General features: G+C 36.3%; 18 protein-coding genes and 1 riboswitch. Of the genes, 12 read left to right on the top strand and 6 right to left on the bottom strand.

Annotated elements, in window-relative coordinates; all coding sequences use genetic code 11:
* Nucleotides 1–439: 439 nt before the first annotated feature.
* The 4 genes from CHI06_RS20735 to CHI06_RS20720 all read left to right on the top strand — a co-directional run bounded on the left by CHI06_RS20735 (nt 440) and on the right by CHI06_RS20720 (nt 5314).
* The gene (locus tag CHI06_RS20735) at nt 440–2017 is read left to right on the top strand and encodes a cation:proton antiporter (RefSeq protein WP_095250490.1); all 1578 of its coding nucleotides are present in this window, start codon (nt 440–442) and stop codon (nt 2015–2017) included.
* Nucleotides 2018–2035: 18 nt separating this feature from the next.
* The gene (locus CHI06_RS20730) at nt 2036–3382 is read left to right on the top strand and encodes a TrkH family potassium uptake protein (RefSeq protein WP_095250489.1); all 1347 of its coding nucleotides are present in this window, start codon (nt 2036–2038) and stop codon (nt 3380–3382) included.
* 46 nt (nt 3383–3428) lie between these two features.
* Nucleotides 3429–4085 carry a potassium channel family protein gene (locus CHI06_RS20725; protein WP_095250488.1) on the top strand — a complete coding sequence of 219 codons (657 nt, stop codon included), beginning with the start codon at nt 3429–3431 and terminating at the stop codon, nt 4083–4085.
* Between the two features lie 158 nt (nt 4086–4243).
* Complete coding sequence (locus tag CHI06_RS20720) at nt 4244–5314, top strand: pyruvate kinase (protein WP_095250487.1); 1071 nt, start codon at nt 4244–4246, stop codon at nt 5312–5314.
* A gap of 160 nt (nt 5315–5474) precedes the next feature.
* Here CHI06_RS20720 and CHI06_RS20715 read toward each other — a convergent pair whose 3' ends face one another.
* Nucleotides 5475–5597 (bottom strand): hypothetical protein, encoded by a 123-nt coding sequence (locus CHI06_RS20715; protein WP_095250486.1) that lies wholly within the window; start codon nt 5595–5597, stop codon nt 5475–5477.
* Nucleotides 5598–5726: 129 nt separating this feature from the next.
* A riboswitch (cyclic di-AMP (ydaO/yuaA leader) is annotated at nt 5727–5868 on the top strand.
* A gap of 154 nt (nt 5869–6022) precedes the next feature.
* Between CHI06_RS20715 and CHI06_RS20710 the strand changes: the two genes are divergently transcribed.
* Nucleotides 6023–7849 (top strand): APC family permease, encoded by a 1827-nt coding sequence (locus CHI06_RS20710; RefSeq protein WP_095250485.1) that lies wholly within the window; start codon nt 6023–6025, stop codon nt 7847–7849.
* 94 nt (nt 7850–7943) lie between these two features.
* On the opposite strand, the gene CHI06_RS20705 is transcribed toward CHI06_RS20710, so the two are convergent.
* Nucleotides 7944–8936, bottom strand: a complete 993-nt coding sequence (locus tag CHI06_RS20705) for a potassium channel family protein (protein WP_095250484.1) — start codon at nt 8934–8936, stop codon at nt 7944–7946.
* 233 nt (nt 8937–9169) lie between these two features.
* Between CHI06_RS20705 and CHI06_RS20700 the strand changes: the two genes are divergently transcribed.
* From CHI06_RS20700 to CHI06_RS20680, 5 genes are all read left to right on the top strand, one after another.
* Entirely contained in the window at nt 9170–9640 is a 471-nt protein-coding gene (locus CHI06_RS20700; RefSeq protein ID WP_095250483.1) for a hypothetical protein, read from the top strand.
* A 580-nt stretch (nt 9641–10220) separates the two neighbouring features.
* On the top strand, nt 10221–10799 hold the full coding sequence (locus tag CHI06_RS20695) for a TetR/AcrR family transcriptional regulator (RefSeq protein WP_095250482.1): 579 nt from the start codon (nt 10221–10223) through the stop codon (nt 10797–10799).
* Between the two features lie 355 nt (nt 10800–11154).
* The gene (locus CHI06_RS20690; protein ID WP_095250481.1) at nt 11155–11853 is read left to right on the top strand and encodes an SDR family oxidoreductase; all 699 of its coding nucleotides are present in this window, start codon (nt 11155–11157) and stop codon (nt 11851–11853) included.
* Nucleotides 11854–11953: 100 nt separating this feature from the next.
* Complete coding sequence (locus CHI06_RS20685; protein ID WP_095250480.1) at nt 11954–13036, top strand: alkene reductase; 1083 nt, start codon at nt 11954–11956, stop codon at nt 13034–13036.
* A gap of 305 nt (nt 13037–13341) precedes the next feature.
* On the top strand, nt 13342–14340 hold the full coding sequence (locus CHI06_RS20680; RefSeq protein ID WP_095250494.1) for an NADP-dependent oxidoreductase: 999 nt from the start codon (nt 13342–13344) through the stop codon (nt 14338–14340).
* 236 nt (nt 14341–14576) lie between these two features.
* On the opposite strand, the gene CHI06_RS20675 is transcribed toward CHI06_RS20680, so the two are convergent.
* From CHI06_RS20675 to CHI06_RS20665, 3 genes are all read right to left on the bottom strand, one after another.
* Entirely contained in the window at nt 14577–15947 is a 1371-nt protein-coding gene (locus CHI06_RS20675) for an MFS transporter (protein WP_179292721.1), read from the bottom strand.
* A gap of 128 nt (nt 15948–16075) precedes the next feature.
* Nucleotides 16076–16522 carry a PaaI family thioesterase gene (locus tag CHI06_RS20670; protein WP_095250479.1) on the bottom strand — a complete coding sequence of 149 codons (447 nt, stop codon included), beginning with the start codon at nt 16520–16522 and terminating at the stop codon, nt 16076–16078.
* 77 nt (nt 16523–16599) lie between these two features.
* Nucleotides 16600–17175, bottom strand: coding sequence for a TetR/AcrR family transcriptional regulator (locus CHI06_RS20665; protein ID WP_095250478.1), 576 nt, complete (start codon nt 17173–17175; stop codon nt 16600–16602).
* A 583-nt stretch (nt 17176–17758) separates the two neighbouring features.
* On the opposite strand from CHI06_RS20665, the gene CHI06_RS30230 reads away from it, so the two are divergent.
* On the top strand, nt 17759–18025 hold the full coding sequence (locus CHI06_RS30230; protein ID WP_218833113.1) for an SDR family oxidoreductase: 267 nt from the start codon (nt 17759–17761) through the stop codon (nt 18023–18025).
* A gap of 452 nt (nt 18026–18477) precedes the next feature.
* Here the strand turns inward: CHI06_RS30230 and CHI06_RS20655 are convergent, their stop codons facing one another.
* Nucleotides 18478–19389, bottom strand: a complete 912-nt coding sequence (locus tag CHI06_RS20655) for an AraC family transcriptional regulator (protein WP_257009395.1) — start codon at nt 19387–19389, stop codon at nt 18478–18480.
* A gap of 131 nt (nt 19390–19520) precedes the next feature.
* On the opposite strand from CHI06_RS20655, the gene CHI06_RS20650 reads away from it, so the two are divergent.
* Nucleotides 19521–20687 carry a TraB/GumN family protein gene (locus tag CHI06_RS20650; RefSeq protein ID WP_095250476.1) on the top strand — a complete coding sequence of 389 codons (1167 nt, stop codon included), beginning with the start codon at nt 19521–19523 and terminating at the stop codon, nt 20685–20687.
* Nucleotides 20688–20723 lie beyond the last annotated feature (36 nt).

Below are 20723 nucleotides of genomic sequence, written 5' to 3'. Positions count from 1 at the left end.
CAATGTAAATAAGTCAAAGCCATCGTCACCTTGTAATGTCCATCCTTCGAAGTAACTACTAGCGTGAAATAATTCAAAGGTAAGATTACCTTCAAACTGGATAATGAATAGTAGCTGTCCATAAAATGAAAGGTTTAATATCTTCTTAGAAACGAGTAGTTTTTTTACATTACTATGTGAGAATTTTTTTGGTTCGGAAATACAATCTGTTTCACCTAATATAATTTCATTACCTGAGGGGAAGTCTGTTATTAAGCTAACTGGCAGGTTAGTGTAGTAAACTACAGTTTTTTATATTAAATGCAACAAAATTCATGTAATTTGACGAGCACCATCACACCTGAGGAATGGTGCTTTTTATTTTGTTTTAATCTAAAAATAAATGATACTAAATACTCTCATAAGGAATAATAGGAACCTAAAAGGAGGTTTTATAAAAGTGCATGAACTAGATTTACACCATATTTTTGAACTTGGACTTATTTTGGTAATGATTGCAGCGGGTATAACGGCCATTTCTAAAAAACTCAAACAACCTTATCCAATTGCATTAGTAATTGTTGGTTCAATTATTGGTGTTGTAAACATACCAGCCTTAGAGCCTTTAAAGGATTTTATTACAGAAGGTGAAATTTTCAACTTTGTCATTATTACGCTGTTCTTGCCTGCCTTATTAGGGGAAGCGGCTTTAAAGCTGCCATATTCTCATTTAAAAGAGAACAAAGAACCAATTCTAGCTCTAGCTTTTGGAGCAACACTTTTATCGTTTATCATTGTAGGTTTTTCTACGATATTGTTTTTAGGTTTTTCAATTCAAACAGCGTTTGTTTTCGCTGCCTTAATGAGTGCCACTGACCCTGTAAGTGTTATTTCAATTTTTAAAAGCGTCGGCGTAAACAAAAGACTGTCAATTGTTATCGAGGGTGAAAGTCTATTTAACGATGGACTTGCGGTAGTCCTTTTTAAAATTTCCGCTTTTTATTTACTTACATATCTTGATCTGGGAGTTGTGGGTGCAGGTTACGGATTATGGGAATTTATTAAGGTGATCTCTCTTGGGCTTATCATTGGGGGTGCACTTGGCTATGGTTTCTCAAAATTAACCAGTTACTATGATGATTACCCGTTGGAAATCATCTTTAGCATCATTCTTTTTTATGGTTCATTCCTAGTGGCTGAAGCAGTACACGCTTCTGGAGTAATTGCAGTTGTGGTAGCTGGCATTATATTTGGAAATTACGGAGCAAAAATTGGAATGAGCCCGACGACAAAGTTAAATATTAATAATTTTTGGGAAGTTACAGCTCTGTTAGCTAATTCGATTGTATTTCTAATGGTAGGGTTGGAAATCACCAGGATTAACTTAACAGACAAATGGGGATACATTTTTATTACCATTTTAATTGTACTTGTTGCAAGAAGTATTTCTGTATATGCAAGTCTACTTTTCACAAAGAATTTCCCCCGCAGTTGGAAGCACATAATCAATTGGGGAGGTCTAAAGGGATCATTATCCATTGCACTTGTATTAAGTCTCCCACGTGAATTTACAGGTCGGGAGGAAATATTAATTATAGCATTTAGTGTGGTATTATTCTCATTGATATTTCAAGGTCTTTCAATAAAACCGCTATTATCTTTATTAGGGGTAAATAAAAAAGAAGAAGGGGTTAAAGAATATGAAGAACTTATAGCACGGGGGCATATATTCGAAACAGCCATTACAGAAATACAAAGTGTTAGAAAAAAGTTGTTCATTACAGAAACAGCAGCAAAAGAGGTCATTACAGAATACGAACAAGAACTATCAGTACTACAGAGCAACTTAGAGAAACTTTTTGAGAAGTATCCCAGACTAAAAGAGAAACAACAAATAATCTTGCAGAAATATGCATTATACGCTCAATACGAAACCATTGATAAATTAAACAAGGAAGACATTATCTCTAATGAAGTGGCTCTGCATGAACAGAGCCAAGTTATGGATAAATTGATAAAATTAGAAGATTCAATCTAATATAAGGGAGTCAATAATGTGGAATTGTTTAAAAGAAAAGGAAATTTAGTTAGTTTGCATCCTGCCCAAATACTAGTAATAGGTTTCGGTAGCCTAATACTTTTGGGTACTCTTCTTTTCATGCTGCCAATAGCTACATATGAAAAAGGACGTGGACTTAGCTTCATTGATGCGTTATTTGAAGCAACTTCTGCGGTCTGCGTTACAGGTTTGGCAGTTGTTGATACAGGAACAACCTTTACGTTATTTGGTGAAATTGTTCTTCTCTGTTTGATTCAAATTGGTGGGTGGGGTTTTATGACCACAGGAATATTCATGTTTATTATCTTAGGAAAAAAAATTGGACTAAAGGAACGACTATTACTGCAAGATTCATTAAATGTATTTTCTCTTGCAGGAGTAGTGAACCTAGTAAAACGTATAATCCTCATTACTTTTATTGTGGAACTAATTGGTGCTATTGCTTTAGCGATTCGTTGGTCATTTGAAATGCCGTTAGGGAAAGCTATTTACTATGGAATATTCCACTCTATTTCAGCCTTTAACAATGCTGGGTTCGGTCTCGAACCTGACAATCTAAGTAAATGGGTAGGCGATCCTACAGTTAATATAATGGTTACCCTTCTTTTTATCACTGGGGGTATTGGTTTTACCGTAATACTGGATGTTTTTCATAAAAGATCCATTCGAAAATTATCCCTTCATTCTAAAGTTGCATTGCTAATGTCTCTAATCCTTATCATTGTAGGACCTTTAATTATTTTGATCTCAGAATATAGAAATCCCGCTACTATTGGAAATTTGCCGTTTGGAGATAAGTTATGGGCTTCCTACTTTCAAGGTGTGGTAACACGGACTGCTGGTTTTAATACGATTGATATTGGAGCCATGAATCTTTCTTCACTTGTTTTCATGATGGCACTGATGTTTATTGGTGCTTCTTCAGGGTCTACTGGTGGTGGTATTAAAGTAACGACTTTTGCTATTATTATTTTTGCCTTTTGGACAGTAGTAACGAATCGGAATGATGTGAATATTTTTAAACGAAGAATTTCATGGGAACTGGTGAATAAATCATTATCGATTGTGGTGGCTGCAATATTTTTTATCTTTCTTATTTTCTTTTTATTAACTTTTACCGAGAATGCTGATATGAGCAAAATTTTATTTGAAACGATTTCCGCCTTTGCAACAGTAGGTTTATCTGCAAATTTTACACCTGACTTGTCTCCTTTTGGAAGAATCTTAATAACCATTATGATGTTTATTGGAAGGCTAGGACCTTTAACCATGGCTTTTGCTCTCTTAAATACTAAAAAAGAAGCAAAGGTTAGATATGCAGAAGAAAAAATTTTAATTGGCTAGAGTTTAATCAAATCAACTAAGAATCTTTTGAGGTGAATGATAAACTATGACAAAACAAAGTTATGCTGTTATTGGGCTAGGAAGATTCGGATTAAGTATTGCGTCCAAATTATTTGAAGCAGGACAAGAAGTTATGGGAATTGATATAGATGAAGAACGAATAGATGATGGTAAATTATCGCTAACTCACGCTGTCGTACTTGATTCAACAGAAGAGGAATCACTTAAGTCAGTGGGAATTCGGAATTTTGATTATGTTATTGTAGCAATTGGCAATGACATGCAAGCTAGTATCTTAACTGTTATGCTTTTAAAAGAAATGGGAGTACAAAAAGTAATTGCAAAGGCTCTTAATAAACGTCATGGACAAGTATTATCAAAAGTTGGGGCAGATTGGGTCATACATCCTGAAAGAGATATGGGTGAACGAGTTGCCCATCAACTTCTCTCACCAAACGTCTTAAACTACATAGAATTGTCGAGCGAATATAATATTGAGGAAATAATGGTTCCACCAAGTATGGCAACAAAAAGTTTACGTGAGCTTGATTTGCGAGCAAATTATAATGTAAATGCCATTGCGATCTTGAGTAATGAAGATTTAATCATCTCCCCTTCTCCTGATCAAATTATTCAAAAAGGTGATAAGTTAGTAGTCATCGGACATCGAGAAGATCTAAATGATTTCACGAATATACATTAATTCAATTTATCTATTTAAGCATACATCGGTTAATAAGTCCAAAATAATTTCAACAGAATTCTATACCGAAAAGTCACTACATTCACTTTTTTTGGCAGCTTTCTAAAAAGCAAAGCTTATGGGCACAATAATCTTGATTACCAAAGTGAGGTAATACTATGTCGATTGACCGTATTTGTACAATTGGACCTGCAAGCAATGACAAAAAAGTTCTTACTGAACTAATCAAACATGGAATGACAATTGCTCGATTGAATTTTTCTCATGGGAACCATGAGAACCACAGGAACGTAATTCAGTTAATAAGATCACTTAGCGAAGAGACGGGACACCAAATTAAATTGTTAGGCGACCTTCAAGGTCCGAAAATACGATTGGGGAAAATTGAAGGGGAAAAAGTCACCATCCAAACAGGGCAGTCCTTTACCCTTCATATTGAGCCAAGAGAAGGTAACCAGGAACAAGCAAGCGTTGATTATAAATATTTGGTTAAAGACGTAAAAACTGACGATCGAATTTTGATTAATGATGGTGCAGTGGAATTAATTGTTAAGGAAGTAGAACAAACGAAAGTAGTCACCACTGTCAAAATGGGTGGCGAGATAGCTTCACGTAAGGGAGTTAATCTTCCAGGAGTAGTTACTAGTTTACCTGCAATTACCGAAAAAGATAAACAGGATATTCAATTCCTATTAAAAGAAGAGGTCGATTTCATTGCATGCTCATTTGTCCGAAGGGCGTCGCATATCAAAGAAGTACGGAGTTTCATTAACAGCGAAAAAGGACATTTTCCAAAATTAGTGGCAAAAATTGAAACGATGGAGGCCATTCAAAATTTCCAAGAAATCTGTGAGGAAACAGATGGGGTGATGATCGCTCGTGGTGACCTTGGTGTGGAGCTGCCCTTCCAATGGATTCCACTTTTGCAAAAAGCAATGATTAGTGAATGTAATCGGAAGGATACCTATATTATTACGGCAACTCAGATGCTCCAATCAATGGTGGATAATCCTTTACCAACAAGGGCTGAAGTCATGGATGTGTTCCAGAGTGTATTGGATGGAACGAATGCCGTCATGTTATCAGCTGAAAGTGCAGCAGGGCATTTTCCCGTGGAAAGTATTGAAACATTAAAGCTAGTTTCTCAGTTCGCAGACTGCGTTAAGAAAGAAGCACCATATGACTTTGCAGATATGCTGAAATTGTTGAATAATACAATTACTTGTTAATGTATAAAAGAAACTGGTCCTAAACGTAATGCAAGCTGTCATTTGTGGCAGCTTTTTCTTATTATGTTATGTAGGAAAAGTGAATTTAAAATAAAACACCGCAGACATACTGCGGTTGTTGGTTAAAAATGTTGGTGATTATTATTGAGGGGAATGTTAATCATACATTATTAATGGATTCCATATTTTGATCATTTATGGGAATCCCATATTGATGGTTAATTTCATTAGCTAATTCATCTAAAAATTCATCAGACAATAAAGGTTTATTTTCTTTTAACATATAAATTCCTCCTTCGAAGTAGAAAAATGGTTTAGTATTACATTCTCCGTTTTTATATTTTTTAATCTTTTGCAAGAAAATATTATTTACTTTTGGTAAATATAGCAGTAATATAATCACAGTTTCAAAGTTCTTAAATCGCTGAAACCAAATAGGTACGGGGGAACCATTTTCCTGGATTGTTTTAATCCTTGGGATGAATCCTTTTAGGTAGGGCTACTCAAAGGTCCGAATCCGACAGCTAACCTCGTAAGCGTTAATGAGAAGGAAGGGTGGAGCTCTGTGATGCAAGGGAAATGATGTGTCTACGGGTCTAAAATCAATGACTTGTAGGCACTTTTTTATTTGAAACTTTGAAAAAAATTAATTTAATGGGCAACATATTACATAACTTATTCATTACAAAACCTGGCGGTGAATTGTAGATGTTTTCATCAATAAAAAGATTATTAATAGGAAGACCCTTGAAATCACATGAATTAGGGGAACAAAAAATTAACAAAACGAAAGCATTAGCTATACTTTCTTCGGATGCATTATCCTCTGTGGCATATGGTCCTGAACAAATCCTAATCGTGTTGGTTGCACTAGGAACAGTAGCATTTTGGTACTCTATACCGATTGCATTGGGTGTATTAATTCTTTTAACAGCACTTATATTGTCATATCGTCAGATCATTTTTGCCTATCCTCATGGAGGAGGAGCATATGTTGTTTCGAAAAATAATTTAGGAGTCAATCCAGGCTTAATTGCTGGAGGATCTCTTTTGGTAGACTACATACTAACTGTTGCTGTAAGTGTATCTGCGGGTACGGATGCTATCACATCTGCTTTTCCTAAATTACATGACTATAATGTGGAAATTGCCATTGTATTTGTCATTTTTATAACACTGTTAAATTTAAGAGGAGTAACGGAGTCAGCTTCAATCTTAGCCTACCCCGTGTACTTATTCGTTCTTGCCTTGTTCATATTAATAGGTGTGGGTATTTACAATATACTGACAGGTGGAGTTTCTCCTGAATTACACTCCCCTATCGGTACACCTGTAGCGGGAATAAGTTTGTTTATTCTTTTAAGGGCGTTTGCTTCGGGAAGTTCAGCATTAACAGGGGTTGAAGCCATATCAAATGCAATTCCTAACTTCAAAGATCCAGCACCAAACAATGCAGCAAAAACATTAATCATGATGGGGATATTACTTGCAATACTGTTTTCTGGAATCGTGACCTTAGCGTATTATTATGGAACTGCTCCAAGAGTTGAGGTCACAGTTGTTTCACAAATTGCAGAGGAAATCTTTGGACGAAATTTTATGTACTTCTTTATCCAAGGAACTACAGCCTTAATATTAATCCTAGCTGCTAACACAGGATATTCTGCATTCCCATTGCTGGCGGTCAATCTCGCTAAAGATAAGTTTATCCCAAGGATGTTCCTGATTAGAGGGGATCGATTAGGGTATTCAAATGGCATAATTATACTTGGTGCAGCTTCAATCCTATTAATTCTAGCTTTTCACGCAGAAACCGAGCATCTTATTCCACTTTACGCAGTTGGAGTGTTTATTCCATTTACGTTGTCTCAAACAGGAATGATGGTTAAATGGATACGAGAAAAGCCTCAAGGCTGGGTGCCAAAATTAATTATTAATACAACGGGTGCATTAATTAGTTTCATTGTCACAATCATGTTTTTCTTAACTAAATTCAATCAAGTTTGGTCAATATTAGTTTTTCTACCGATTATTGTTTTTGTTTTCCACCGAATTAAAAAACATTATGATGCAGTTGGAGATCAATTGAGAATTACTACATGTGAACCCGCTTTGAAGATTGAAGGGAATGTAATCATAGTCCCAGTAGCAGGTATTACTCATGTAGTTGAAAACTCTATTAACTATGCCAAATCACTTAAGCCAGATCAAATTATTGCCGTTTATGTAGCTTTTGAAAGAGATGAAGAGCATAAGTTTGAAGAAAAATGGAAGAAGTGGCAACCTGATATAAGATTGGTGACACTGCACTCTCATTACCGAAGCATCATTTCTCCATTAACCAAGTTTGTTGATACGGTTGAACATAAAGCTAGTGAGTCAAATTACCAAGTTACAGTGGTCATCCCACAATTTATAACTAAGAAGGGCTGGCACAATATTCTTCATAATCAATCAAGCTTACTGATTCGTACTTTTTTACTTCATCGGAGTGACGTGATTATAACAACTGTACCTTATCATTTAAAAAAATAAAAAAGATGCCTACTTTATTAACATCTCATTGGATGCATAAAGTAGGCTTTTTTATTAAATATTTGAAAGGTGCTGGGAATAGTGGGTAAAGAGTTTATTTTGTAATCACTAATGCAAGGTCATCCTTTTGTATAACAAAATCTTGTGGTGGATTAACATGAGTTTTCTCTCCTCTTTTTATCCCTACCAACATTGTATTTCTATTGAAAAAAAGATTACATGCCTCATAAAATGGTTTTCCTACTATTCCTTCAACTGGTTCACAGATTAAAAGGTGGTGAGTATCAGAATCACGGATTAAATTCAGTATTGAAGCCATTGTTGAATGAGATTCTAAACTGTTAAGTATTAGAGAACTTGTAAGGATATTGGATTGGATAATCTCATCTGCTCCTGCTCTCCTTGCGTTATCCACTTGTTCAGAAGTAAGAATTTCTGCGACACATCGAATTGTTGGGTGTGTTCCTTTTATCGCTAACAGAGTAATGATGGTATTCATGTCAGCGTCCAACTCGTTCTTATTTTGGTCAGCAGTTATTACGACACATTGTGCTTCATGAATGTTGGCCTTTAATAGAATATAGTCTAGACTCGCACGTCCCTTAATAAAGTGAATATTTTTGTGCTCTGTTGGCATAGCTTCCAATGTTTCATCAATAAGAACCACTTTCTTTGAAGGATTCTTTTTAGAGATAGAAGAAATCAATTCTCTGGACCGTTCATTCCATCCGATTATTATCATGTGCTGATTCCCCTTAAAAAAAAGTTTCCCTTCTATATAAGCTGCTTGCATTGTTACGGCTACAGTTGCCAAGGAAACAAAATAAGAGGAGACAATAGCAATCCCTACTAGCATAAGTATAATTCCTGTTATTCTTCCTGCGAATGTCTCTGGGACATAGTCCCCATATCCTATTGTAGCCGCTGTAACTACTGCCCACCAAATTCCATCAAAAACAGTTGGGAAATTATTTGGTTCTATTAAATGAATGATGTATCCAAAGATTATCATAATGAATGTAGCTAATAAAAAAATTCTTACAACAACGTGTAGTCGTAAAAATTTGCCTAACCATTGATGGATCATCTTCTTTTCCCACCTTATAAAAATTCAATCACATTTCATTATTTCCGAAATTCACGTGGTACATAATATAAAGTTGAAATTCATAAATTTCGTCAAAAGTTTTATGTTTCGAGTAATTCAAATCTAATTTTGTTGAAAAGGTAATGAAAGGGTTTAGTTATTGGTAAAATATATGGTATGAACTAGCGATATGGGAGCATAGTGTGTTGATTTTTGAATGGAGGAATATTTTTTTGTTGTTATTATTAGTGTTGGTAATCGTTGTTGTTTCATTATTTTTGAAACGCCAGGCATTAAAAAAAGAGAGAGTAAGTAAAATCAATGATTTTTTGAAATCCTTTCACCAGTTGAATGACTCATTAAAAACTGCCACACAGACTCTCTATGATATTCTGTCAGTTGTAGAAAACGAAGTCCATATAGGTATTTCCGAGCGTGTTAATTTATTGGAGAACCACATTAAAATACTAAATTACTGTATTAACCATTTGAATATGATAAGTGGAAATAGTGTTGTGCCTGATATAAGAAAGACTTGTCTAAATTCAATATTCGTATTAGAACAAGCCATCAAGAAAACATTGGTTCAATTATTCAATATGAATTTTATAGAACATGATTTCCGTGATTATTTCCTTAAGATTACAGAATACAGGCTAAATTTAATCAAATTAGAAAAGGAATTTAACAAAGGAAAGCCTTAAATTATGGATATTTCTACTGTGTGGAAGTTTGTGAATAATTGTACTTAAAGTAAAGTGGTGCGATACTTCAAGAAGAAGGTCGCCTTTTTTCTTTTTCCACAAGAAAGATTGTGAAATGTTGTACTTAGTTGAATAAGGAATGGGAATAATACTCCTAAAAATGTTAAGGTGATAGAAATATGACTACTTTCTTACTTATCTCCTGTGTGCCAATTTGTGGTGCTGTTTATGTAAATTCAAACGACGAGTCGGGTTTTGATTTTGATACCAATAAAAAAATGCCCTTCCTTCTAAATCGCAAAAATCAAATTTTTTAAATTACACAGAAAAAACAGTTTTTTTCTTTCGCAAAAGTATGTTCTCCTTAAGAATCAGTCTTTGGTAAGATTCTTGGGATCATATGATCAAGGGAATTAAGTTATGCTGACTGATAAAATGTAGAAGAGATTGTGGAGTTTCCTTATTTGAGCTATTCGTAGTTTCACTACGTTTGTTAATATTTGGAATAATTATTATGAGGTTACTTTCTTTACCGTTCGTTCTCAATTTGTTATAGTGACTATGGGAGGAGGAAAATAAAATGGCAAGAAGTAAAGAATTCGAAGAGAACGTAGTATTAGACAAGGCAATGAAGCTCTTTTGGGAACAAGGTTATGAGAAGACATCCTTGACCGATCTAGTCGAGCATATGGGAATCCATCGCAGAAGTTTGTATGACACATTTGGCGACAAACATACGCTGTTTTTGAAAGCTATGGATCGATTTCGCGATAAAGTCAGTGCTGAGCTTACGGGAGAAGTTAAACGCTCCAAGAATGCAGCGGAGGCTCTTCAGTTTATTTTTAGTTTCATGATATATGGTGAAGAGAACTCTCCTTCAGGCTGTTTAATGGTGAATTCGGCGGTGGAATTGGCAATGCGCGATGCTGATGTGGATTCAAAGTCCACTGAATCGTTCACACTATCAGAGCAGCTACTCAAGGATATTATTCTGTGGGGGCAAGAGGAGGGAGAATTTACTTCAGAGTATGATGCCGGCGAACTGGCGGAACATCTGCATACTGTGTGTGTTGGGTTAAGGGTAATGACAAGAACCTCCATTCCCAAAGAAAAATTACACCGTATAGCCAATTTATCGATAAAACTTTTAGATAAATAGTTCCTATAAGAGAAAGTCTGAACTGTAGTAAAGCTTTCTCCTATGAAGATATCACTGCTTATGCATTTTTTAGAATGATTGTTCTCATATATGAGTCTTGCCTTGCTTAAGCTCTCTCCATGAAGGGATTTTCTTTTGTGTTTTTTAGAATGATCGTTCTTGTATATGATTCTTGCCTTACTTAAAAATTTCTCAATGAAGGGATCATTCCTTTGTGCTTTTTAGAATGACCATTCCCATATAGCGAGACTTTCCTATGCCCAAAACTTCTCCTTAAGGAAATTATTACTTGCGCAGTTTTGAGGAGTAAGACATTTTGTTTTACCAAAATAAATATTAAAAGGAGCACATAAAAATGAAAATTTCTGAACAAGTCGTATTTGTAACCGGCGCGAACCGAGGTTTTGGACGCCATTTAGCACTTGAACTTCTATCCAGAGGGGCTAAGGTTTATGCCGGTGCAAGAAATCCGGAGTCCATTGACATTCCCGGTGTAATTCCTGTGAAGCTTGATATTACCAACCCTCAAGAGGTAGCTGCGGCCGCTATGGTCGCTAAGGATCTTACGCTTTTGATCAACAATGCAGGATCGTCTACAGGTGCTTCTTTGATTGACGGTGATCTCGATAAAATACATTTGGAGTTTAATACGCATTTCTTTGGCACACTTTCCATGGTTCGAACTTTCGCACCGATTTTAGCAAATAAAGGGGGAGGAACGATTCTGAATATTCTTTCCGCATTATCATGGGTCAGTTCGGGAACTGTTGGCGCTTATACAGCTGCAAAGGCGGCAGAGTGGGCATTGACAAACGACCTACGTTTAAATCTCTATCCTCAAAATGTGAGAGTAGCTGGATTACATGTAGGCTTCATGGAGACAGACATGACATCGAGCTTAGAAGTTCCCAAATCCAACCCTGAGGATATCGCAAAAATTACTGTTGATGGATTAGAATCCGACAGCTTTGAAATTGTTGCTGATGACGTGAGCCGAAAGATCCAAAGCGTTTTTGCCGGTGGTGTATCTGCGATATACCCACATCTCTCCTAATACAAATTACTAATACAGTGATTTGTCCAAGATTTCAAACAAAAGGTAAAAGGACACCTATATACAACGGGTAACATAATTTGAAGAGGAGTGTACAAAAATGGATAAATTGTGGAGCAAAATGAAAATTGGAAATTTGGAATTACCTCATCGTTTAGCGATGGCACCAATGACACGTAGTAGGGCGCAAGAAGATGGTACACCAGGAGAACTAAGTTCCCTTTATTATGCTCAAAGAGCATCAATGGGATTAATTATTAGTGAAGGTACACAACCTTCTGATGATGGACAAGGTTACTTATGGTCACCTGGCATCTATACTGAAAGGCATATTGAAGGGTGGAAAAAGGTTACGGATGCTGTGCATGAAGCAGGTGGATTTATGTATATCCAATTAATGCATGTCGGTCGTATGTCGCACCCTGACAATACACCACATCATCGTCAAGCAGTTGCACCATCTGCGATCGCACCTGGAGTAGAAATGTTTACTGCTAAAGGGATGCAGGAAATACCCGTTCCCCGCGAGTTAAGTGAAGAAGATATTCAGACGACAATTGCAGACTTCCGAAAAGCAGCATCTGCAGCTATTGAAGCAGGAGCTGATGGTGTTGAAATTCATGGAGCAAATGGTTATCTAATTCATCAATTTATCGGTGAAAATTCTAATAAACGAACGGATAAATACGGCGGATCAATAGAGAATCGTGCTCGCTTTGCTATCGAAATAACGAAAGCAATCGTTGAAGAAATTGGAGCAGAAAGAACGGGCTTTCGTATCTCACCAGGGGTACCTCTTGGTGGAATTGAAGAAGGTGAACAAGGTCCTGAAGTTTATCTCCATCTTGTAAAAGAATTAGCTCAATTCAATTTGGCTTACCTTCATGTTATGCATGTAGGAAACGAAACACTGCTCCATGAAATTCGTTCAGTTTGGTCCAATCCATTATTAGTCAATCGAGCTGGTCGAGCTCTAGAAAATATTAGTGTAGATATTGATAATGGCGTTGCAGATATGGTACCAGTTGGTGTATGGTCATTAGCTAATCCGGATTTAGTAGAACGTCTCAAAAAAGGGTTTCCTTTGAATGAAGCAGACCGTACAACATTCTTTGGTGGTAACGGAAGCATGGGTTATACGGATTATCCTACGATGAAAGAATTAAAAACTCAAGAGGGGTAAGTATAGCTTATAAGGTGAAGAAGGGCGTACAACTGAAAAATTGTACGCCCTTCTTTCATCAAAATTAGAAATTATGGGAAACAGCTGTCTCGATAATTAATATATTAAAAGTTTGTGCCGCTTTTTTGGCTCAACCTGAAAATCAGTGCTTGACGCGTGAATTAGGTGTATTTGCAGCGTTAAATTCATTCTTGGGCATATACCCCTACAAGCACTGGTTTTTGTTTTGAGTCACTTACATTCAACGCTAGAGATTGCATTTCAATGAAAAAGCACCAAAAATTGTAAAGGAAGAGGATGAAAAAATGAGAGCTGCTCAAATGCAGAAATATTCAAAAGAAGTTCAAGTGGAATTGAATGATGTTAAAATACCAGAATTTAATAGCCGGGAGGTACTCGTTAAAGTAAAAGCAGCAGGTGTTAATCCATTAGATATCCTTATTTTAAATGGAAGTATTCGAATGATTTCTGATTATGATTTACCATTAACTTTAGGAAATGAACTATCTGGAGTTATTGAGGCTGTTGGAAAAGATGTTAAGAACTTCCACGTTGGTGACCACATTTATACGAGGTTGCCAGTTAATCAAATTGGAGCTTTTGCTGAATATACGGTCGTCAATGAAGATGCTATATCCATATTGCCTAAAAATCTATCCTTTATTGAAGCTGCCGCTGTTCCTCTCACTGCTTTGACTGCTTATCAAGCATTAAATGACGTACTCAATGCTCAGCCTAACAAAAAGCTATTTATCCCTGGAGGAACCGGCGGCTTTGGTGCTATGGCAATCCCCATCGCCAAATCAATGGGGTTATATGTTATAACAAGCGGCAGTGAAAGAGGTAGATCCCGTACACTGTCGATTGGCGCTGATAAATTCATAAATTACCATGAGGAAAACTATGCCAACATTTTATCTGAAATAGATTATGTTATTGACACCTTGGGAGCAAAAGAGATAAAAGCAGAACTTGGTATTTTAAAGCCTCAAGGGAAATTAGTATCATTAAAAGCCGTACCTAATTATCGCTTTGCGGTTGAAAATAATTTTCCAGTGTGGAAAAAACTATTGTTTGGTTTAGTGGGTGCTCGTGTAGATTCTTTAGCACGTAAACATAAAAATGAATATCACTTTTTATTCGTGCAAGCCAATGGCAGTCAATTACAAAAAATCACTAACCTTGTTGAAAAAGAAAATATCACGCCCTCTATTGATTCAATTTATAATTTTAATGACATTAACAAAGCATTAATAAAAGTTTCTACTGGACACTCACAAGGCAAAGTTATTGTAACCTTCTAATCTAAAATTTAAGTACGTGGAAGAACTCTTGTAGACTATAAGGTGTTTCCTTTTATAGTTCCAGCTACCAATAGGGTAGCTTTTTATTTATTTCGCAAACGGGGAAGTTCAATTATGAGATGACTCACAACTGAAAAAATTATTTTATTGACCTTCTTTGGAAATAAAACAGCACCCTTGAAAGAGTGCTGGAAACCTATTATGGAAGTCCTATTTCTATTCAATCGATGAAGAATTTAACTTTGCTCCTTTAACCTAGCTCTACGAAGATAGAAGCCGTATATGAAACCAGTCATAATGTTAATAATCGAGAAGCAAATAAAAATATTTCGATAAACCATTTCCAAAGATAAACCTTCTTGAATGGTTATGAATAATCCAGAAATAGTCACTCCGAGACCCGCACCGAAAAATTGCATTAATTGTCCGATTCCTATCCCCGAACCAATTTGATTGATTGGCAAGATCCTTGTTATCTCGTTCGAAATACTTGAAGAAATTGCCGTAAAGCCAACGCTAGCAAACATATAAATGAAAAGGATAAAATAGGGATTTGCAGAAGAGAACCATGCAAATAAGATTGAGGCGCTTAATAACAATAACTGCCCAAAAATAATTAAGTGTGCATTCCCAAAACGGTCAATGAATCTTCCTATATATATGCCAGCAACCACGGCGATAATGGCACCTGGAAAAATAATCAGTCCTAGCTCTGCCGGTTCTTTTCCGAATACAGTAGTGAGAATAATAGGCATTAAAAACAGATTTGAAAAGTTAATGAAAAAAGCGAAACAATTAATAAGAAGGAGCTTTGTATATTGCTTATTTCTAAGTAGGATTAGCGGAATAAACGGTTCTTCCGTCTTATTAAGATATTTCCAACATACCGCAAAAAGAACGACTGTTCCTAATAGTATCCCATACGAAAATGTAGATAGAAAAAGTAACAGACCTGTTACACTAAGCCCCGTAAGAATAGCACCGAATAAATCGAAATGTCCTTTTTTAATAACCTCATTAGGCAATAACTTTAGGAAGAAAGGAATAGACAGGACAGAAAAAATAGTGACAACGAAAAGATAATTCCATCCTAAGTATTGAGTTATCACTCCCCCTAGTACAGGACCTAACCCAAATGCCAAAGAGGCAGCCGAAGCAATAATCGCCATCGCTTTTCCACGCCTTGATAGAGGGATATACCGCCCAGCCATGATCATACTTAATCCCATAACGGCTCCTGCTCCAGCTGCTTGAAGTATTCGAACTCCTAATAAGATAATAAAATTTGTTGAAAAGAAACCGATGACTGATGATATTCCTAATAGGCAAATTCCATGGAGTAGAAGTCTTGAGAGGGGAACAAAATCAGATAGGCGACCAAAAGTTAACGTTGAAATGGCAAACATGATGGAATAACCTGATACCAGCCATGAGCCCAAGGATGAGCTTAAGGATAAGTCTTTAAGTATAAAGGGTAATGCAACATTAAACATGGTTGTATTCATTACCACAAGCAAAGTGGTAAAACTCCATATTAAAATGAGTTTATTCTCTTGTAATTGCACCGTGCTTTCCATTTTGGAAGGAGCCGTTAGAATAGAAGGCATTTGTTCCCACCTTACCTTTTTAAAATTGATAAAATGAACTTTACATCGTACTACAAGCTAAATGATAGCTAAAACTTTATGGACCTTACTTTGAAAATGGACTTTCTTTTAACAAGAGATTAGTTATATTATTCTATTTTCAATCTTTTTCCGGCAGAATTACCCTTCAAAATCATACATGTACTTGTAGAATGTGCCACAAGACTTTGTTTTTCATCATATACATGACACTCCAGCAATCCGACTGATGAACCTTTTTTTATTAATTTTCCCTCAGCTCGCAGTCTAGATTTAAAAATAGGTTTTAGGAAATTTAATTTAATTTCGATCGTCGTAAAAAGTTCGTCCTCAGCTAATGTAGTTACAAATGCATAGCCCATAGCGGCATCGGATATGTCACATAAAATCCCTCCATGTAGTGTACCCATCGGATTGTGTAATCTTTCTGTGGCATCCATTTCGACCACAACCTTCCCTTCCTCAACATCTGTTATGTGAAAACCGATTACCTCTGCAGCCGGCGAACCTGGTATTTTGCCCTTTGCCATTTTCTTCAAAAACTCTAAATGATTCATTCTTTTCACCCTCCATATTAAAAATAAAAAAGATTGTACAAAATCATTACATTTTTAGAACGTTCATTCTAAAAATGTTAATCTAATACCGCTAAAGTCGAATCAATGATGTTTTGAAGTTTCTCTTTATCTTTCGTTGTTTTGGCTAATACTCTTACCCCAATAAGTGAATTATGAATAAATTCAGATAATTTTTCTATATCAAGTTGATCGGATATTTCTTCACTTATTTGCCCCTGCAATAGTAGTTCGTATATAAATGATTCTGTCTTACTAAAGCTTTTACTAATCCTGTCAGCAACTTCTTGGTCATGAAAGGTTAATTCTACAGCTGTATTTACAATTAAACATCCTGGGGGTTTTTCTTCATCCGAAAAAACCACCATTTCAAATAATCTTCTTATCGCTAACTGGACTGAATTAATAGGTTTAATTTGTTGTTCCATTCTTTTTTCGTTTATTTCTTCGAAGAGTTGTAGAGCTCGAAGAAACAACGTCTGTTTATCACCAAATGTGTCATAAATACTTCGACGGTGTATGTGCATATAGTCTACTAAATCTTGCATAGACGTTTTTTCATATCCATTTCGCCAAAAAAGCACCATTGCTTTTCGTAAAACCTCGGCTTCATCAAATTCTTTGTGTCTAGCCATTTTCCCCCCCCTTTTTTAAAATTTTATCATTTTTAGAATGATCAGTAAAGAATATTTCAACTATTCAAATAGTAAGGGGTTATGAGCAGTGGTAACATCGATATTTTCTTGTTCCTTTCAAAGAGATTGTGAAGAAATGTACCTAAAGGAACGGGTGCGTTAGCGAAAGATCAGGTCTGTCATTTTGGGAGCTTTCCTTATTGATCTAAAGGACAGTTTAGTTCAAATGAATTTATTCACAATATTAAGCGCAAAAAAGTATTCTATTATTTATAATTGCGAAAAAAACAGCCAGTTCATATCTGGCTGTTTTTTTGTATTAATTATAATATTCTATCTACCAAGTCTCCCAACTGTTCTGCCATAACACGAGGAGGGTGAGGTCATAGCTCCTGGAGGCGGTGGTGTAACAATTTCCAGTCAGTCTGGACATAGAATGCCTCAATTAGGGATTGAAATTGACGAACAGCTGGCAACGACACCAACTGAAGAACTCCTTAGTTTAGAAGTCCTTCGACCAGAAAACATCAAGGACACGTTGCACGCTTATTAAATGGCGAAACGTTGCAATGTGAAACGGGTTATGTTCGAATCTATACGTTGGGGAGAAAAAAACGCTCGTATCAACTCCATTTCTCCAGGAATTATCGTAACGCCATTGGCAATAGACGAATTCAATGGTCCAAGAGGAGAGTTCTATAAGAATATGTTTGCAAAGTGCCCTGCCGAACGCCCAGGAACTGCAGATGAGGTTGCAAATGTGGCTGAACTGCTGATGATGCCACAGGGGGCTTTCATCACCGGGTCTGATTTCTTAATTGACGGTGGAGCGACTGCTGCTTATTTTTAAGGACCACTTAAACCAGCAGAACAATGAAAGGAATCTCAAAATGCTGTCTCAATTAGAAATGAGGCAGTATTTTTTTGATGCTTAGTTAATCAATTTGTATTTTTAGATGTCGAAAACTTATTAATCAGAAAAATGACGTTTCAAAGCTGTTGTCAGTTCCACGCGAATTCCATTGAAACTTATATGATATATAACTCATAACGGAACGATTTACTAGTGCTGTGAGGGTTTATTTGGTAAATTGATATGTTAGTTATAGTTGTGAAATATTTCACTTAAACAAACGGGGGCGTTAGTAAAACAAGCTAATAGAAACCAAAAAAATGGCTTAGTATAGTGAACTGAGCCATTTCCTTTATTACAAAAAGAGATACAAAACACAGTACAATTTGGGTTACATTTTCGGCGGTATTTTCAGGTTTAGCGATAGGAAACGAAACCCGTTAGAGTATTCATCCTCTTTCTTTGATTGGAATGTGTATCTCCATATAGATTCTTTCGTAATCCCAGTGGTGGCAATGCTCATCATAATATTCAAAGTCATATGCCTCTTCATCCACTTCATAAGATGAGTGTGGAAACCAGTCCTCTACTATATAATTCCATGTTCCTTTGATCGCTGAAGCAAACTTCTCAACTTCAACCAAAGGAGTTCTGAAAACAGCATAAGTAGCTGCTGGTATTTGTAAAGATGTCAGACCATCTGGAAGCAAATTACCGTTGTCTAAAGTTACAGCAAATAAATAGATAAACTTATCTTCTAAGTCTGAAGGACTTAAATTTATACAATACTCCCCATGCTTTTTAGGGGCTAGCGATTGATATAGCAATCTTTCAATGGAACCGTCTGCCAGCCCTTCTTGATCCCAAATCGCAGGTGCATCTCTTGTAAAAGAAACATTTCCCATATTAATTGAAAATGTTTTACCAGCAACAGTGAAGGACGGCCTCTTCACTATCATAGGCTGCATCACAATTCCGCCTGTGTTCTTTTGATGAATACTAATCAAATCTAATTTATGCGGTAATGATTTAGGACAATGAATCTTATATAAACTAGGAGGGCTTCCGAAGCATTTTTTAAAGGCTTTTGTAAAACCAGCATGGGTTTCAAATCCGTAATCCATGGCTATTTCGATAACCTTTTTACCATTGATTAGTTCATGTAATGCATACTGAAGTCGCCTTTTTACTACATAGTCCATTAAGGAATAACCTGTATGCTTTTGGAAAACTCGATAAAAATGGTAAGGGGAATATCCCGTCATTTTTGCTAAGTTCTCTGGATCAATTTCGTCCTTAATATTTTCTTCAATATAATCGATTACCTTCTGTAGCAAAAGTAACTGTTGGATATCTATCACCTCAAATCTACTAAGCTTTTTATGTTAACTGAATCAAAATATAATGTGTTGAAATTCTCCGGGTTCTACTTCATTATAGGGATAGAGACATTTATAGGAAATAAGTATATTTATGATGAAGGAAGTAGATTATGACGGAAGAAAATATAACCCGAATTCAACTGGATGGCAAAGAAATCATATTAATTGGTACGGCACATGTTTCCAAACTAAGCGTAGAGCAAGTAAAAGAGGTCATTGACCGAGAACAGCCTGATTCTGTTTGTATCGAATTAGATGACCAACGCTACAAGTCGATTATGGATGGCAACAAATGGAGAGAAATGGATATCTTCAAGGTTATAAAAGAAAAGAAGGCTACATTATTAATCATGAATCTCGCCATTTCATCTTTTCAAAACCGCCTAGCCAAGCAATTTGATACAAAACCAGGGCAAGAAATGATTCAAGGGATTGAATCGGCAAAAGAAATAGGGGCTGAGCTCGTTTTAGCCGATCGTAATATCCAAATTACCTTCTCACGTATTTGGGGGAATGTTGGTGTCTGGGGAAAAGCCCAGCTGCTCACGTCAATTATCTATAGTATTTTCAATAAAGAAACCATTTCAGAAGAAGAGCTTGAGAAAATGAAGACTCAAGATACATTGAATGCTTCGCTTGCTGAAATTTCAGAAGCGTTTCCTAAATTAAAGAAACCTTTAATTGATGAGCGAGATCAATACCTAGCTCAGAAAATTAAAGAAGCACCCGGTAAAAAAGTTGTGGCAGTTCTAGGAGCGGCGCACGTTCCAGGAATCACCAAAGAGATTCACCATGACCAGGATTTACAAGCTCTCACAAAAACAAAGCCAAAATCAAAAACACCGCAAATTGTCGGCTGGGCAATCCCAGTGCTCATTGTTGCACTGATTGCATTTACCTTTTTTCTTAATCCATCCGCTGGTATGGATCAAGCGATTAGCTGGATCCTCTGGACTGGAATCACAGCTGCACTCGGTGCAACTGCTGCATTGGGACATCCACTGGCTATATTAGCAGCCTTTATAGCGGCACCCATCACCACCTTGCATCCATTACTTGCTGCAGGATGGGTATCGGGGCTTGTACAGGCTTATATCAAACGCCCAAGTGTGGCAGACTTTGAAACATTATCAGAAGATGTTTTTTCACTTAAAGGCTTTTGGCGTAATAAATTTACAAGGGTCCTGCTGGTCATCATCCTAACCAACATTGGAGGTTCGTTTGGAACCTTTATAGGGGGAGCAGACGTTATCCGTACGTTTTTCAATAATTTATAAAAAGGTACCTTCCATACGGAAGGTGCCTTTTATGTA

It is taken from the genome of Bacillus sp. 7884-1 (genome assembly GCF_002272245.1).
GTDB lineage: Bacteria > Bacillota > Bacilli > Bacillales > Cytobacillaceae > Neobacillus.
The sequence above is the reverse complement of the archived record's forward strand: the minus strand, read 5'-3'. Positions and strand labels throughout refer to the sequence as shown.

Excerpts from the sequence above, each read along its gene's own strand:
- CHI06_RS20725 (WP_095250488.1), top strand. The coding sequence starts at position 3,429 with ATGACAAAACAAAGTTATGCTGTTATTGGGCTAGGAAGATTCGGATTA.
- CHI06_RS20710 (WP_095250485.1), top strand. The coding sequence starts at position 6,023 with ATGTTTTCATCAATAAAAAGATTATTAATAGGAAGACCCTTGAAATCA.
- CHI06_RS20680 (WP_095250494.1), top strand. The coding sequence starts at position 13,342 with ATGAGAGCTGCTCAAATGCAGAAATATTCAAAAGAAGTTCAAGTGGAA.
- CHI06_RS20685 (WP_095250480.1), top strand. The coding sequence starts at position 11,954 with ATGGATAAATTGTGGAGCAAAATGAAAATTGGAAATTTGGAATTACCT.
- CHI06_RS20715 (WP_095250486.1), bottom strand. The coding sequence starts at position 5,597 with ATGTTAAAAGAAAATAAACCTTTATTGTCTGATGAATTTTTAGATGAA.
- CHI06_RS20690 (WP_095250481.1), top strand. The coding sequence starts at position 11,155 with ATGAAAATTTCTGAACAAGTCGTATTTGTAACCGGCGCGAACCGAGGT.
- CHI06_RS20705 (WP_095250484.1), bottom strand. The coding sequence starts at position 8,936 with ATGATCCATCAATGGTTAGGCAAATTTTTACGACTACACGTTGTTGTA.
- CHI06_RS20720 (WP_095250487.1), top strand. The coding sequence starts at position 4,244 with ATGTCGATTGACCGTATTTGTACAATTGGACCTGCAAGCAATGACAAA.
- CHI06_RS20650 (WP_095250476.1), top strand. The coding sequence starts at position 19,521 with ATGACGGAAGAAAATATAACCCGAATTCAACTGGATGGCAAAGAAATC.
- CHI06_RS20695 (WP_095250482.1), top strand. The coding sequence starts at position 10,221 with ATGGCAAGAAGTAAAGAATTCGAAGAGAACGTAGTATTAGACAAGGCA.
- CHI06_RS20670 (WP_095250479.1), bottom strand. The coding sequence starts at position 16,522 with ATGAATCATTTAGAGTTTTTGAAGAAAATGGCAAAGGGCAAAATACCA.
- CHI06_RS30230 (WP_218833113.1), top strand. The coding sequence starts at position 17,759 with ATGTTCGAATCTATACGTTGGGGAGAAAAAAACGCTCGTATCAACTCC.
- CHI06_RS20675 (WP_179292721.1), bottom strand. The coding sequence starts at position 15,947 with ATGCCTTCTATTCTAACGGCTCCTTCCAAAATGGAAAGCACGGTGCAA.
- CHI06_RS20665 (WP_095250478.1), bottom strand. The coding sequence starts at position 17,175 with ATGGCTAGACACAAAGAATTTGATGAAGCCGAGGTTTTACGAAAAGCA.